The organism is Holdemanella porci, assembly GCF_009696075.1.
Classification (GTDB): domain Bacteria; phylum Bacillota_I; class Bacilli_A; order Erysipelotrichales; family Erysipelotrichaceae; genus Holdemanella; species Holdemanella porci.
On the sequence record NZ_VUMR01000053.1, the window covers coordinates 1 to 14,924 of the forward strand.

General features: G+C 33.8%; 15 protein-coding genes and 1 riboswitch. Of the genes, 3 read left to right on the forward strand and 12 right to left on the reverse strand.

All coding sequences use genetic code 11. The annotated features are described in order from the left end of the window. Positions 1-444: 444 nt before the first annotated feature. The 5 genes from thiD to FYJ55_RS08570 form a co-directional block, all read right to left on the reverse strand. A complete protein-coding gene (gene thiD, locus FYJ55_RS08550) occupies positions 445-1,254 on the reverse strand; it encodes a bifunctional hydroxymethylpyrimidine kinase/phosphomethylpyrimidine kinase (RefSeq protein ID WP_154556475.1) in 810 nt (269 codons plus the stop codon). Beyond that, positions 1,223-1,813 carry an HAD family hydrolase gene (locus FYJ55_RS08555; RefSeq protein WP_154556476.1) on the reverse strand — a complete coding sequence of 197 codons (591 nt, stop codon included), beginning with the start codon at positions 1,811-1,813 and terminating at the stop codon, positions 1,223-1,225. Before FYJ55_RS08555 ends, thiD begins: the two co-directional genes overlap by 32 nt. A 46-nt stretch (positions 1,814-1,859) precedes the next feature. Further along, positions 1,860-1,960, reverse strand: a riboswitch (TPP riboswitch). 5 nt (positions 1,961-1,965) lie between these two features. Continuing rightward, positions 1,966-2,310 carry a DUF1667 domain-containing protein gene (locus tag FYJ55_RS08560; RefSeq protein WP_154556477.1) on the reverse strand — a complete coding sequence of 115 codons (345 nt, stop codon included), beginning with the start codon at positions 2,308-2,310 and terminating at the stop codon, positions 1,966-1,968. After that, entirely contained in the window at positions 2,310-3,572 is a 1,263-nt protein-coding gene (locus FYJ55_RS08565) for an NAD(P)/FAD-dependent oxidoreductase (RefSeq protein WP_154556478.1), read from the reverse strand. The genes FYJ55_RS08560 and FYJ55_RS08565 overlap by 1 nt, the downstream gene beginning before the upstream one ends. After that, positions 3,565-4,995 (reverse strand): NAD(P)/FAD-dependent oxidoreductase, encoded by a 1,431-nt coding sequence (locus tag FYJ55_RS08570; protein WP_154556479.1) that lies wholly within the window; start codon positions 4,993-4,995, stop codon positions 3,565-3,567. The genes FYJ55_RS08565 and FYJ55_RS08570 overlap by 8 nt, the downstream gene beginning before the upstream one ends. Positions 4,996-5,192: 197 nt before the next feature. On the opposite strand from FYJ55_RS08570, the gene FYJ55_RS08575 reads away from it, so the two are divergent. Beyond that, entirely contained in the window at positions 5,193-6,224 is a 1,032-nt protein-coding gene (locus FYJ55_RS08575; protein ID WP_154556480.1) for a LacI family DNA-binding transcriptional regulator, read from the forward strand. Here the strand turns inward: FYJ55_RS08575 and FYJ55_RS08580 are convergent. The 7 genes from FYJ55_RS08580 to FYJ55_RS08610 all read right to left on the reverse strand — a co-directional run bounded on the left by FYJ55_RS08580 (position 6,196) and on the right by FYJ55_RS08610 (position 12,516). Further along, positions 6,196-7,470 (reverse strand): L-cysteine desulfidase family protein, encoded by a 1,275-nt coding sequence (locus FYJ55_RS08580; protein WP_154556481.1) that lies wholly within the window; start codon positions 7,468-7,470, stop codon positions 6,196-6,198. The two genes, FYJ55_RS08575 and FYJ55_RS08580, sit on opposite strands and share 29 nt — an antisense overlap. Beyond that, the gene (locus tag FYJ55_RS08585) at positions 7,463-8,080 is read right to left on the reverse strand and encodes a hypothetical protein (protein WP_117571771.1); all 618 of its coding nucleotides are present in this window, start codon (positions 8,078-8,080) and stop codon (positions 7,463-7,465) included. Before FYJ55_RS08585 ends, FYJ55_RS08580 begins: the two co-directional genes overlap by 8 nt. After that, entirely contained in the window at positions 8,081-8,626 is a 546-nt protein-coding gene (locus FYJ55_RS08590) for a hypothetical protein (RefSeq protein WP_154556482.1), read from the reverse strand. It lies immediately after the preceding gene. Further along, positions 8,623-9,393 carry a mechanosensitive ion channel family protein gene (locus FYJ55_RS08595; protein ID WP_154556483.1) on the reverse strand — a complete coding sequence of 257 codons (771 nt, stop codon included), beginning with the start codon at positions 9,391-9,393 and terminating at the stop codon, positions 8,623-8,625. The genes FYJ55_RS08590 and FYJ55_RS08595 overlap by 4 nt, the downstream gene beginning before the upstream one ends. A gap of 5 nt (positions 9,394-9,398) precedes the next feature. Continuing rightward, positions 9,399-10,400: an aromatic acid exporter family protein gene (locus FYJ55_RS08600; protein ID WP_154556484.1), complete on the reverse strand. Its 1,002-nt coding sequence runs from the start codon at positions 10,398-10,400 to the stop codon at positions 9,399-9,401. A gap of 81 nt (positions 10,401-10,481) precedes the next feature. Then, positions 10,482-11,903, reverse strand: coding sequence for an ATP-binding protein (locus FYJ55_RS08605; protein ID WP_154556485.1), 1,422 nt, complete (start codon positions 11,901-11,903; stop codon positions 10,482-10,484). A 112-nt stretch (positions 11,904-12,015) separates the two neighbouring features. Continuing rightward, entirely contained in the window at positions 12,016-12,516 is a 501-nt protein-coding gene (locus FYJ55_RS08610; RefSeq protein ID WP_154556486.1) for an RNA polymerase sigma factor, read from the reverse strand. A gap of 117 nt (positions 12,517-12,633) precedes the next feature. Here FYJ55_RS08610 and FYJ55_RS08615 point away from each other — a divergent pair, with 117 nt between their 5' ends. Beyond that, a complete protein-coding gene (locus tag FYJ55_RS08615; RefSeq protein WP_154556487.1) occupies positions 12,634-13,569 on the forward strand; it encodes a M15 family metallopeptidase in 936 nt (311 codons plus the stop codon). Further along, the gene (locus tag FYJ55_RS08620; protein WP_154556488.1) at positions 13,556-14,782 is read left to right on the forward strand and encodes a CapA family protein; all 1,227 of its coding nucleotides are present in this window, start codon (positions 13,556-13,558) and stop codon (positions 14,780-14,782) included. Before FYJ55_RS08615 ends, FYJ55_RS08620 begins: the two co-directional genes overlap by 14 nt. Positions 14,783-14,924: the final 142 nt, after the last annotated feature.

Here is a 14,924-nt window from a genome sequence, read left to right on the forward strand (position 1 = left end):
CATCCACATGCTTTTCTAGATCCATATTCGAATCATTCATCTTTGAATCGAGTTCCATACAGTTTTCAGGTTTAAGAACTCTTTCTCCATCAAAGAAGTACGCATTAAAGAAGTCGACAAAATAGGCGTTGTTTTCTAAAAACTCCTTCATAATTTTGTCTTTTGATTTATTCATGTGATTTCATCACCCCTATCTTATATACGAAATACATTGAGGCTTTTCCAAAGAAGACGCACATTTTGATAATTTCACATAATTCATTTTGATTTCACAAGATTTACCAAAGTTATACTAAAATTATGACAACACGGGATGTTATTCTATAAGTGCCTTAAAGATAAGGCAATGAATATAGAAAATAAACCAATATTCATATCTCTCTCCAAAAATAATAATAAACAAAAGAAACCATTCTAGACGCCAATACTAGAATGGTTTTTTTATTATTCTTCATATTCTGTTGTATATTCATTGTCTATCGCAAACGAATGATCCATAGGACCTGAGCCTTTGCCCAAATCAAGCATTGCTCCTAATGCCCCAGAAATGTAGTCTTTTGCTCGTTTTACCGAAGTATCCAAATCATATCCCTTCGCAAGATTTGATGCTATTGCGCTCGACAAAGTACAGCCCGTACCATGTGTATTTGAATTATTGATACGTTTCCCTTTAAACCAAACATATGAAATGTTACTATACAATAAATCATTCGCATCATTGATTTGATGACCACCCTTAACTAAAGTAGCACACCCAAAATTTTCACTGATTTTTTTAGCCGCTTCAACCATACTAGCCTCATCCGTAATTTCCATTTCAGAAAGCACTTCTGCTTCCGGAATATTTGGAGTAATCAAAGTAGCTAAAGGCAACAATTCTTTTTTCAATGTTTCAATCGCATCCTCACTAATCAATCTAGCACCACTTGTCGCAACCATCACAGGATCAACAACAATATTTTCTGCCTTATATTCCTTTAGTTTCTTTGCGATCATTTCAATCAAATCAGAACTTGATACCATTCCAATCTTTACCGCATCAGGATAAATATCTGTAAATACTGCATCTAGTTGTTTAGCTAAAAATTCAGCTGTTACATCCATAATACCTGTAACTCCCAATGTGTTTTGCGCTGTTAATGCCGTAATTGCACTTGTTGCGAACACATGGTTAGCACACATGGTTTTAATGTCTGCCTGAATGCCTGCTCCTCCACTCGAATCACTTCCCGCAATCGTTAACGCACTTTTCATTTAAATCTCTCCAATCTTTTATTTTAATCACTTTAAATCCGACTTTTCTCGCCACATCTATGCAATAATCTGCATCCTCAAACACCACTATGTCTTCTGGTCTTTGTTTTAAAGCTTGTGCACAAGCCAAATAAAAATCCGAATCATCCTTTGACTTATTCACCTTTGAACAAGTTATAATATCTTCAAAATAATTCAACACTCCCAGTCTATTCAACGCAATTTTTACAAGCTCTTCATCACAACTTGTACCAAATACATTAATCGAATCATAATGTGAAATAAACTCTTTAAACCCAGGCATAAGGTTCACTTCATACTCATAAAAATCTGATATAAAATTCAATATCTCAGAAATGATTCGTTCTTCTTGTTTATTGATTTTATAATGATTCTTCAAGTATGTTGCGCTCTGTTCTAAACTCATATCTGAAACAATTTCATCAAGATTTTTTTCGGGAACCTTTCCCAAACTTTGAACATATTGACTTGCCAAAGTATTCCATACTTCCATCGAATCCAGTATTGTTCCATCCACATCAAAAATAGAATAATTCATATTTTCTCCACCAAGAAAAAAGCTGCAGAAACCCAATCTGCAGCTCACTATCAAAAAGATATATTCCCTACGTTGGCATTATCCAAATCAGGTTACAGGGTCTAGGACAAACCTACTCTCAGCCTAAAAGCTCCCCTTTTTTAACAGCCATATTATAAGTCTTTCGTCGCAACTAAATCAACACCCGTACCACAAATATTAGAAACAATTACATCTTCACGATGCACAGGTGCCTTCACAACCACACGGTTCAATTCCTTCATCACATCAAAAATCTTTTCCTTTGGAATATCCCCATTGGTTTTCACGCTCAATCTTTCAATCTCAGCACCCACAATTTTCACAGTACTTGTCACAACACGAGTTGGATGCGTACACTCTTTCTTTCCATAGATTGCACCTCTAGGACAACCATTTCCAGTTACTTTATAATCATTTTCTTCATCAACTTTTAAATGACAACCCTTGGGACATGTTATACAAATTAACTCTCTCATTACGCATCCTCCTCAATAGATACAACCAATTCTTTATCTGCCTTTTCAAGCAATATTTTAGGAATTGATACCTTCTCCATTTCACTTGGAATCACATGTTCCTTTTTAAATTTCGCAATGATTGTATCCCCATCCTTCACGACAATATTTACCTGTTGCGTTGGTCTTCTTACACGGAAAGAAAGCTCAACACTCTTTTCTACATTATCCTTACGAATATATTGAGGAACTACATACGAAATATTATCTCCATTTATCGTCCTTACGACACGATCCTTAGATACTTCGCCATTTGAAACATATCGACCAGCACCCATTCCAGCCTTTTCACTTTCCAAACTTACAAAATCCACTAAATCATGCACATGCACAACATTACCTGATGCGAATACCCCTTCCATAGAAGTCTCCATATTTTCATAAACAATAGGGCCATGTGTTCTTGGATCCATTTCAATGCCTAATTCATTCGACAATTCATTTTCTGGAATCAATCCAACAGATAACAATACGCAGTCACAATCAAACTCCATTTCTGTTCCTTTAATTGGATTTCTATTTTCATCCACCTTAGAAACAACAACCTTTTCCACTCTAGACTTACCCACAATATCCGTAATTGTATGACTTAAATACAATGGAATATCATAATCATGTAGACACTGAACAATATTACGATTCAAACCATTTGAGTACGGCATAACCTCAACAACAGCTAAAACTTTTGCGCCTTCCAAAGTCATTCTTCGCGCCATAATCAACCCAATATCACCACTACCCAAGATCACAACTCTTTTACCTGGCATATACCCTTCAATATTCACATATCGCTGAGCTGCACCAGCCGTAAACACACCAGAAGCTCTTGTGCCTGGAATCGCAATTGCACCACGTGTTCTTTCACGACAACCCATATTTAAAATAATAGAATTAGCCTGTATCATTAAATATCCATGAATACTACTTGAACAATACACCATTTTATCTGGCGTAATCTCAATTACCATTGTATCCAATAAGATATCAATATCTGTTTTATCAACTTCATCAATATACTTTCCTGCATATTCAGGACCTGTTAATTCCTCTTTAAAGTGGTGTAAGCCAAAACCGTTATGAATACACTGATTTAAAATCCCACCAAGTTCCTTATCACGCTCAATAATCAAAACGGACTTGGCACCATTTTGTCTTGCGGCGATTGCACTGGCAAGACCAGCAGGACCACCACCGATGACTACTACATCATACTTATTATTCATCGCCATCCTCCTTTGTTCTTCCACACAAAATATAAGAACCGTTCTTATCCAAAACAATATCTAACTGACTAACACCCAACTCATTAGCTAGAATTTCCTGGACTCTAGGTCCACAGAATCCTGACTGACATCTTCCCATGCCGGCATTACATCTACGTTTGATTCCATCTAAACTAACTGGTTTTGGACTTCGACGAATCGCATCAAGGATCTCTCCCTCACTAATGGTTTCACAACGACAAATAATACGACCATACTCAGGATGTTTTTCAATATATTCTTTTCTTTGTTCATGTGACATTTCTTTAAAACGAACTACTTTTCTTGTAGAAACATAATCCTTTTTTAAATTTAAGAAATAGTCTTTTTCCTGCATCATTCTCACAATGTCTAATGCGATTGCGCTCGCACTACTTAAGCCTGGACTTGCCATTCCGGCAATCAAGAAGAAATTATGTACATCTTTATCTTCGCCAATAATAAAATCTTTTGTATCACTTCTTGCACGCAATCCCGCAAACGTACGAATATTTTCTTGAAGCTTCATATTCGGTACAGATTTAACCGCATTTTCACGAATTATTTTTAATCCTGCAGACGTTGTCGAATAATCATTTTCATCTGTATTTGTACTTGTAGGACCCACAATTAAGTTTCCATCTACTGTAGGAGCTACCAATACACCCTTACCAATCTTTGTAGGACATTGGAAAATAACATGATGAACCATGTTTCCTTGTGACTTATCTAATAAATAATATTCTCCTTTGTTTGGCGTAATCTTATAATCTGGTTTCTTAATAAGTCCAGTTACATGATCACACATAACACCCGCACAATTTACAACCAATGGAGCTTTGTATGTATCATTCACAATAAAGATATCTCCATCTTTTTTTATGCTCGTAACCTCTTCATTCAAATGTAGCTCTACACCATTTTGAATTGCCACTTCACTTAATGCGATCGCAAACTGCCAAGGATTGATAATACATGCACTTGGTGCATATAAAGCGCTTGTACAGTCTGGATTTAAATTGGGTTCCATAACAGATAGTTCAGGCTGTTTAATAATACGCTGATTTTCAACACCATTTTGTACACCACGCTTATATAACATTTCAATGGTTCTATCATCCTCTTCACTAAATCCAACAACCAAAGAACCAATATTCTTACATGGAACATCCAAATCTTTACATAAAGTAGGAATGATTTTATTACCCCGAATATTATATTTTGCCATTAAAGTATCTGGCTCTGGATCATACCCCGCATGAATAATAGCACTATTGGCCTTAGTTGTTTCATCGGCCACATCATTATTTTTTTCTAGCCACAATACTTTTCCACTATATTTACTTAACTCAAACGCTAATGAGCAACCACTAATACCTGCTCCAATGATTATACAATCGTACATAGTTCGCACCTCTTTCAAAGTTACGATACGCTTATTTTTATTTCATTTCAAATGTGTAAAAAAGTCCATTTTATTAATCAAAATATTGATTAATAGTTGGACAACCAAATAAAATAGTGTAAGATAAAAATAGATATTGATTAATGATTTGATTAGTAATTGATTTATTAATCAAAATAAATCAAAAGAGGCTTATTATGGGAAAAAGAAATAAAGTAACTACACGCGATATTGCCCAAGCCACAAATGTATCGCAATCCACTGTATCTATGATTCTCAGTGAGAATAAGAATGTATCTTTCAAAGAAGAAACAGTAAATCTCGTCAAAAAGACAGCCAAACAAATGGGATATAAAAAGCCAGAAGTTAAAAAAAGGTATTCAAACGCAAAAAATACGATTGTCGTGATTTGTTCCAACTTATCCAATTCGTATTATTCCATGGTTGTTTCAAGCATCATTGAACAGGCGAGTAAGACAAAAACACAAATCTTTACTATTTCTACATTGCGAAAAGATGATCTTGAAAAGCACGCCCTTTCTAACTTAAAACTATTAAAACCATGTGGAATCATTCTTCTATATCCCCCAAAATTTGTTGATGAATGGAATGCACTTTCCAAACAAATACCGTGCATTATTATCGGGGATAAGCCAAAAAATCTTGATTGTGATTCCATTGAACTCAACAGCTTTAAATGTGGTAAATTATTGGGTAATCATTTAAAACAGCTAGGACACAAAAAGATTGCGTATATATCAAGCCCATTAGATACAACGGAAATTGGGCGAAACGAAAGATATGAAGGAGTTAAAAGTGTCTTGTCAAATACACAAGTATTTTTTAACTCGTCTAAACAATTTGAATTATACCCCATCGAAAAAAGAGAATACGAAAATGGGTATCGTTTAACGAAACAAATCTTAAGTGATAAATACGATGCCTATATTGGAAATAATGATATGACGGCCTTAGGCATCTTAGCCTGTTTAAAAGATCACAACATTAAAACAAGTGTGGCCGGATTTGACAATATTCCGGAAGCTGATTTTCCTCAAATACAACTTACAAGTGTTGACCATGGTGCTTGTGAAAAAGGAAAAGAAGCTGTTGATATTCTTTTAGAACAAACAAAAAGCGAACGAAAACGTATCGTCCATATGGAATATGAACCACAGTTAATCATTCGCTTATCTACTTTTAATCGCAAGAAATCATCATCTCAATAATTTTATCATTTGTTTGAAGCATTCCTTGAGAACCAAGTGTTCCAATATTTTGAATTGTTTCATCCACACTATGAGCAATGATTCCGTCTCCTGCATAGAATTGTTGCTTATTTTTATACATATAGTACCCCATAATACCAGCATCTATACTAGAAGCAATCTTAGCTGCACAACTTGCCTTAGCCCCATCACAAATCGTTCCCGAAAGGATGGCTAATGCATTGACAATCGTATGTTGAATTTCTTTATAAGTTCCATTATGTAAATAGGCAATACCAGCACCCGCAGCAGCTCCAGCACTAACAGCACCACAAAATGCCGATAAAGTACCAATACCTGTTTTAATGTAAATAGCTGTTAAGTTGGATAAAACCAAAGCACGATACAATTGTTCTTGCGTACAATCTAATTCTTTGGCATACACAACAACAGGCACACAACAAGTAATCCCCTGATTTCCACTTCCTGAATTGATCACAACTGGAAGTTCACACCCATTCATTCTTGCATCGGATCCAGCCGCCGCATAAGCTTTGGCCCTTGTCTTTACACAATCTGAATCCATATTCAAGATCACATGACCAATGTTTGCACCATACGAATTATGAATCCCCTCATTTGCGATGGCCATGTTACAAGTGATTTGACGATCTAGTATTTCTTTTACATCATCAATATCCACAGTTTGTGAAAAATCCCAAATCTGTTTCATGATCAAAGCACTGTGATCGGCTTTAAGTTCTAAACTCGTCGTCTTATCTTCAAAAATAACTTGCCAGTTTTTTTCAATTTGTACAATATTCGTATGCGTATCTACAATACGAACACTGGCATGTTCTTGTTCATAATACACATGAATTTCTAAATCAAACACATGTCCTTGTTCAATGTGCTGAACGGTAATATTTGTATTTTGAACATATTCAGGCAATTCTTCAATTTGTTCACGTGTTGCACTAGAAAGCACTTCAAGTTTTGCGTCGGCATCCCCATATAGAGCTCCTGCAGCAGCTGCAACTTCAATCCCTTTTAAGCCATTTGTATGAGGTACAATAACACTCTTAACATTTTTTATAATACTGCCACTTGCCTTAACAACAATACGATCTGGTAAATGATCTAGCACTTGCGTTGCCTTAGCACACGCATAACTAATCGCAATAGGCTCTGTACAACCCATAGCCATCACTAATTCTTCTTTTAATATTTGTACATAAATCGAATATAATGAATCCTCTTTATTCATCTTCTTTCACCCATACACACGCCAATTTGTGATCTTCCATTTCTGTCATGCCAAAATAAATTGTATCCTTTTCTTTTACGCCAAAATTCTGATGTAAAGCCGTTAATACAGTTCCATACATCTTTCCATCTTGTATTCCTTCCAGACGAACCCAACATGCCTCTACATCTTTTCCTTCGTCTAGAAAATACACCATGATATCATCTGGATACTCTAAATGTCTTGATGGATCCAACTCTTTATATAAACGAAGTTCTTCTAATTCCTTAGAAACTTCTGTGGCCTTTTCAACCATATCAATCTTATCCTGGAACAATTCCACATTTACATTATCCAAGATTTGAATATCCATTTCCTGCACATCAAAGCGAGGAATCTTGCACGATACACCAATCGGTACAATGCGATATTCAATATTACGTTTCTTTGTTTCCAAAGCTACGATTTCAAAAATAAAACCCGCATTATGATCGATATAACCATACATTAATGCACCATATAGATTATCTAGCTTTAACCCCATCTTCTCTAAAAGCTTAACCATTTTCATGCCATGAATTTCCACCATTTTCTGATCCATGTCACGAAAACTCATTTCATATACTTTCATCTACTCACCCTCATACACATCTTTTAATTCTTCAAAGTTATATTCCAAGACCTTATTCAATTCAACGATATCTAAATCTTCATCTACTGGAAAATCTGAAAGACTCATCTCATTGGCTTCGACATATTCTTTAAACAATTCCATGGACCGATAATAATAATCCTGAAACTCTTTAAAACCATCCCATATCGCAAAGCCACGACCATTGATCACATTCGCACCTGCTTCTATATCATCCACTTTTTCAACTTGAATTTCAATCTCAAAAGGCTCTTCTAAATCATAAACCATCTTAAATGTATCTCCCTCTTTGAAATCTGGCTGGATCGATGAAGCACAAGGTAACTTATTAAATTGTTCATCTTCACAATTTGGGCATACAAAAGGGATACCATTCACTTCAATCACAAAGTCCGCATATTCTTCAGACAAATAAGACGCTAATGTATAATAAGCTAAATCCGCTAAAGATAATGAGTTAGGTAAACTCATGTATCGATACATTAAATTATTAAACCCCAATACTTCTGTATATACTTTCATCATGATTGACTTACCTCTACTGAATAATTTCCAAAATGAATATTGGCTTTTCCATACTCTTTTACAAGTTCATAACGAATCTTTGCGAGCATATCAAAACCATCTAGACTTGTCTTACTTGGAACAACAACACGTAGATCAATGCCGGTTGTAGAAAAATTGATTACTTTTACTTCAATTGGAGTTTCACTTTCAATATCATATTCTCCCATTGTTTTTTCAACTAAACTCTTTAAAATATCTATTGCCAAATCAATATCCGTTCCATAAGAAACCTCAATTTCTAAATAGTTATTCTTTCGCGCATCTTGAAAAAATGCATTTTCAATCGTAGCCGAATTCAATGTTGAGTTTGGCACAATAATACGATTACTTTCATACGTACGAATGATCGTATGACGAAAACGAATACTTTCAACATACCCAATCAATTCACCTTGATTGACTTTAATTAAATCGCCCTCGACAAATGGTTTAAATGTTAAAATCATTAAACCACTACATAGATTTCCAAAGGCATCTTTAGCAGCAACACCTAAAACTAGGGCAACCACTCCACTGGATGCAGCAAGATAGGACATAATAGGTTTTGTCTGCTCAAATTGTCCAAGAAAAATCATACTATTGATAAAAACCAAAACATATTTTATCAATCTGGCAAAACTTGCCTTATTTGTGACATCCTTTTTATATAATACTTTACGAATTCCTTTATAGATTCCAATAGAAACTATAACAGAAACAATATTAACAATAACAATTGATTTCATCTAAATCATCTCCAATACAAATTTTTCTGTTCCTCTGTCGTTTGATCAATAAACTTCTTCTTTGTGTATAAAAACTCTTCTAAATCCATATAAACATGTAGAAGCATTGCCTTTGATTCAAATTCAATTCGACTTTCAGGAAGAGCCTCACTCTGTTTGTCTTTCAACATTTTATGAAGCGAACTAATTTGAGGCTGAGGATCATTTTTTTCATGAATAAACGGAATTAAATATTCAATATAATTCGCCAATTCATGCGCCTCTTTTGGCATTTCACGAATCTTTCGAATCTTATAATGCAGCATATGCAGAATATCGCACTGTAAAGCACGCATCTCAAAATATCGAATATAATAATCTGGCAAATTCGTAAACGTGTTATCCTGATATTCCATCGCAATATGGATATATTTTTCAGCTTGCTCTTTAATATCCTCTAATTCTTTCCAAATCGTTGTATTTCTTTCCTCACTATGAATATAATGAACAATTTGATACATCAAGCTCTGAATCTTGTCCTCCATATAAATCATACAAGAATTCAAATACTCTTCTTCTCCACTATAATCATGAACCAAATTCAATAAGAATGCGATAATGGCACCAATTAAAATCAAATAAAACTCATTCATCATGAAGTGAAGACTAAAATCCAAATAACTCAAGTAATGCACGGCAATCATCGCATTTACACTTAAAGTATTCTGACATTTCATTTTCTCACTGTACCCAACTAAGCACGCAATCACAAGTCCAAAGGCTATCCAATGGCTTGGAATAAGTTCAAAGAAAATAAAACAGAATAGAATTGTCACAAAGAATGTGGAAATTCTTCTAAGAACAAGCTTCACCGTCCCCCACTTTGTTGTCAACAATGACAATAGTGTAATCGTTCCTGCACTTGTTGGATTATTCAACTTAAAAAAGTAGGCCAATATAATTGCGATAGCACTTCCTACGCCTATTTTAAGCGATAGTATCAATACTCTTTTTGTTTCTCTTTTCATATGCCTACATTTTATGCGAAATCAAAAAAAAGGACAATAATAAATATCATTGTCACTTCTTATCTAATACATGTTCATTACTCAATCTTTATACAAATCATCTAAAGTATATAACATAGTATGTGATAAATCTATTTCATCAAAATATTTTGTATATCCACTTAAAGAAAACAAAAGATATTTCTTAACTACATAGTTAATTGGAATGGATTTTGTTCTGCGAATTAAAACATCATAGATATTTTTATCAATCGGTTCATTTTTAAATTTACACTCACCAACCACAATAGCCTTATCTATAGTGGAAACACCTACTACATCTATATCGGCAGACTGAATTTTTTTTCTTCCATATTCATCCTTCATATCTTCAGTTCCCCACCAATTTCCAACCTCTGTTATAAAGCATCCAAAATCATCTTGAACTCCTAGCTTTAATGTATATGTTTTGCACATATCTTCAAAAATAGGTCCCATGAACCTATGAAGTTTGTCCTTCACCATTTTTTCATAGTACAGTTTACCATTTCCCATTTCGATAACACTAATTCCTTTAGGAACAAATTCATACCAAAATTTGAACATGTAATCTTTCAAAACATACTGCGTCTTCTTTTTATTTTTTTCTTCTGTAATACAACATTTTTTTTCAACAATACCTACACTAATCAATTTATTTAATTGATATAAAATAGCACTTTCTGATTCATGTATTTTATCCGCAATCAAATTCAATGCATTCTTTCCAGCCGCAATCTGTTCAATTATATTATTCACCAATGTAGTATCAGAAAACTCTTGTATCAATAGATTTCTTGTCTCATCATATAAATATCCACTTGTATCAAAATATAAATTCACAATATTTTCATCAAGACTTTTCTTTGGATCAATTAAAGATAAATATTTTGCGACTCCACCTGTTATTCCATAACAAATTGCCTTTTCTTCTAGACTATAATTAGGAACAAATCGTGCTGCATCTAAATAATCAAACGCATCTAATCGAATTTGAGAGGTTTTCCTTCCAAAAACAGGACTTTTTTCACTTAAAACTTTATTTTCCATAAAACTTAATGATGATCCACATAAAATAATATAAATATTTTTATCCAGCCATTCATTATCAATATATTTTTGTAGAACCGATAAAAAGCCTTCATCTTTTTCTGCCCAATATGGCAATTCATCAATAATAAACACTAATCTCTCATCTGATAAATTATTTGTCATAAAAGAAAATAAATTTTCTAGACTTGAAAAAGAAACACCCGACATATTTGGAGCAAGTGTTTGAATAACTTGTTGCGATAATAATTCTAAATTACGTACAGCTCCAACTCTACTTGCCGTATAAAATATTGTCTTTTTTCTCTTAATAAATTCTAAAAGTAAGGTTGATTTTCCGATTCTTCTACGACCATATAGAATTGTCATTGAAAATCCCTTCTTATTATATTCGTTTTCCAAAACTCTTAGTTCTTTTTCTCTTCCGATAAACATACAATCGCCTCCTTTTATTAAAAATCTTTTTATTAAAATCGTTTTTAATAAAATTCATTTTAATTATAAACTTTTACAATAAAAAAGGCAACCTAACCGATTGCCATAATTGTCACTTCTTATCCAATACATTCTTTACTTTTTGTTTACCACTCTTCAACAAACGAGCCACTCCCTCTTCACTCATCTTTAAACGATTTGCGATATCCTTTTCTTTCAATTTTCCTAGACAATGCATGATTGTCACTGTCTTTTGATTTTCTGGCATCTCATTTAAACAATCATCCACATCCGATTGTCTATATTGAGGAAGTCCACGTAAAGCCGTAGTTATACCTGTATGTTCTTTAGCCTGCATATACTCACGCAATTGTTTATTCAACAAAACCGTAATCCACTTCAAAAAATTCTTATCATCACTCAATTTATCCATATTCATAAATGCGTATGTATACGTTGCCTGTAAGATGTCATTGATTTCTTTTTCCTCTAAGCCAATATAACGCTTATAAATTGTTTGTACCAAATGATTTCGAGTCAATGAAATAAGCTCTTTCTTCGCATCCGCATCCTTATTTCTTACACCCATTATTATCTTTTTATCTATATTCATAGTTTAATCCTTTATATATGTTATTTTTAGTATACAACACATCATTTGATAAATCCATTTTAACCCTTAAAACTTGTTTATGTGCTATAATTTTTCTTGGGAAAAAGGGAGAAAAACATGAAAAAGAGAAGGCGTTTAAAAAAGAAAATAAGAAACCGTTTGATTCTTGCGTTTGGTTTACTTATTACTTTATTTATTTTAATTACATTAATTAAAGGAATTGTTGGACTATTCCATTCTGACAATAAAACCATGAACAACGAAAAAATCACTGAGGAAATTAAAGGAAGTGAGACATTACGAAAGGCAGGCATGTCTGAAGAAGATATCAAGGAAATGACTTCTTTGCCAAACTACCATAGCAACAGGGCTAAGCGTTATGCCAAATGGAAGGCTAAATCTGTAAAAGACATCGTTATGCAAGTAAACTGCGACATGGATCTAAAGCCTTATTCAAAAACAACGATTGTCGATGATGATTCAGATATGACTTTATTAGTAAACAAGTTTTATGCATTACCAGAAGGCTATCAGCCAAGTGATTTAGTTCCACTTGAAGATTATGCATGCGTACAAGGCGAAGACTATTCGTGTCAGACAGTTGAACAAATTGAAATGCGCAAAGAAGCGTATGATGCATATGTTAAATTTTGTAAGGTTGCCGCAAAAAACGATATCAACATTCGCGCCATTGCCGGATACAGAACCTACGAATATCAAAAAGGCTTGTGGGATTATTATGCATCTGTAAACGGAGAAGAATATGCCGACCAATATTATGCTCGTCCTGGACAAAGCGAACACAACTCAGGACTTGCGGTAGACATCACTTTCAATGGATATAACTTTAATGAAATTGAAAATTATGATGGATATGACTGGATTCTAAAAAACATGCACAAGTATGGATTTATTCTTAGATACCCAGAAGATAAAACAGATGTAACCCAATATGGATATGAATCTTGGCACATTCGTTATGTAGGTAAAGAGGCTGCTACAAAAATTTATAAGAACAATTGGACTTTGGAGGAATATCATGGCTCAAAATAAAAAAAGAAGAAGACACAGAAGGATGCGTAAAAGAACCAGAAATAGACTTATTCTAGCTGGTGGTATTCTTGTCGTACTATTTATTTTATATTTATTAATTCATTTCATTGTTGGTTTATTCTCGAGTCCAGAGCCAAAAGATAACACAGGTACAACACCAGAAACAAAAACAAGTGAAGAAACATTTGTTTCCTTTATGGGTGTTGGAGATAACCTAATACATGAAACAGTATACAATGATGCACTACAAGATGATGGAACATATGATTTTTCAAAAATGTACACCAACTTTAAAAAAGATGCGAAAGAATCCGATATTGCGTTTATTAACCAAGAAACTATATTAGGAGGGGAATCTCTGGGCTTATCTGGATATCCTACATTTAACTCACCTACTGAAATTGCCAAGAATTTAGAAAAGGCAGGTTTCAACTTGGCTAACCTAGCTACAAACCATTGTCTTGATCGAGGTGAGCAAGGTATCGCCAATGAATTAGAAGCCTTCAGTAATACAAATATTGTGACAGACGGTGTATATACTTCGCAAGAAGCCTTCAATACCATTCCAACATTCAAGAAAAAAGGAATCACTTTTAGTTTCTTAGCCTATACATATGGAACAAACGGTATTGCTCCTGATTACGATTATAATGTTTCTTATCTAGATGATGATGAAATCAAATCAGATGTACAGAAAGCAAAAGAAATAAGTGATGTGGTCATCGTTTCTGCACACTGGGGTGATGAAAATACATTTGAACCAAATGATCTACAAAAACACTATGCCCAATTATTTGCGGACTGCGGTGTGGATGTCGTTATTGGAACCCATCCTCATACAATTCAACCAGTAAAATGGATCAAAGGTAGTTCAGGAAATAAGATGTTATGTGTATATTCTCTAGGAAACTTTATCGGTGGAATGTTGACAACAGACAATGCGATTGGTGGTGAAATCAAATTTGATTTTGTGAAGAAAAACGATAAGATTACGATTGAAAATGTTAAATGGATTCCTACAGTGATTCACTTCGAAGGAAATCAAAATAATATCATGGAAATTCGATACAACTATAAAGCTTATAAATTATCTCAATATTCAGATAAACTTGCCAAAAAACATGTATTAAATGGATACGATGGCAATACCGTAAGCATCAAATATATCACAAATAAGACAAAAGAAGTCATTGATGAAAAATATCTAAAATAGGCGCTGAATAAAATCGAATATATAAAAATAGATAGGGATAAATCAACCTTTAAAAGTCATAGGGATTTTGACTCTGAGATAGAGATGACCTTTAAACACTTTTAGGGTTTACTTTCCCTATCTTTTTGTTACAGTATTTTTA

Excerpts from the sequence above, each read along its gene's own strand:
- thiD (WP_154556475.1), bottom strand. The coding sequence starts at position 1,254 with ATGAAAAGTGCGTTAACGATTGCGGGAAGTGATTCGAGTGGAGGAGCA.
- FYJ55_RS08555 (WP_154556476.1), bottom strand. The coding sequence starts at position 1,813 with ATGAATTATTCTATTTTTGATGTGGATGGAACAATACTGGATTCGATG.
- FYJ55_RS08560 (WP_154556477.1), bottom strand. The coding sequence starts at position 2,310 with ATGAGAGAGTTAATTTGTATAACATGTCCCAAGGGTTGTCATTTAAAA.
- FYJ55_RS08565 (WP_154556478.1), bottom strand. The coding sequence starts at position 3,572 with ATGAATAATAAGTATGATGTAGTAGTCATCGGTGGTGGTCCTGCTGGT.
- FYJ55_RS08570 (WP_154556479.1), bottom strand. The coding sequence starts at position 4,995 with ATGTACGATTGTATAATCATTGGAGCAGGTATTAGTGGTTGCTCATTA.
- FYJ55_RS08575 (WP_154556480.1), top strand. The coding sequence starts at position 5,193 with ATGGGAAAAAGAAATAAAGTAACTACACGCGATATTGCCCAAGCCACA.
- FYJ55_RS08580 (WP_154556481.1), bottom strand. The coding sequence starts at position 7,470 with ATGAATAAAGAGGATTCATTATATTCGATTTATGTACAAATATTAAAA.
- FYJ55_RS08585 (WP_117571771.1), bottom strand. The coding sequence starts at position 8,080 with ATGAAAGTATATGAAATGAGTTTTCGTGACATGGATCAGAAAATGGTG.
- FYJ55_RS08590 (WP_154556482.1), bottom strand. The coding sequence starts at position 8,626 with ATGATGAAAGTATATACAGAAGTATTGGGGTTTAATAATTTAATGTAT.
- FYJ55_RS08595 (WP_154556483.1), bottom strand. The coding sequence starts at position 9,393 with ATGAAATCAATTGTTATTGTTAATATTGTTTCTGTTATAGTTTCTATT.
- FYJ55_RS08600 (WP_154556484.1), bottom strand. The coding sequence starts at position 10,400 with ATGAAAAGAGAAACAAAAAGAGTATTGATACTATCGCTTAAAATAGGC.
- FYJ55_RS08605 (WP_154556485.1), bottom strand. The coding sequence starts at position 11,903 with ATGTTTATCGGAAGAGAAAAAGAACTAAGAGTTTTGGAAAACGAATAT.
- FYJ55_RS08610 (WP_154556486.1), bottom strand. The coding sequence starts at position 12,516 with ATGAATATAGATAAAAAGATAATAATGGGTGTAAGAAATAAGGATGCG.
- FYJ55_RS08615 (WP_154556487.1), top strand. The coding sequence starts at position 12,634 with ATGAAAAAGAGAAGGCGTTTAAAAAAGAAAATAAGAAACCGTTTGATT.
- FYJ55_RS08620 (WP_154556488.1), top strand. The coding sequence starts at position 13,556 with ATGGCTCAAAATAAAAAAAGAAGAAGACACAGAAGGATGCGTAAAAGA.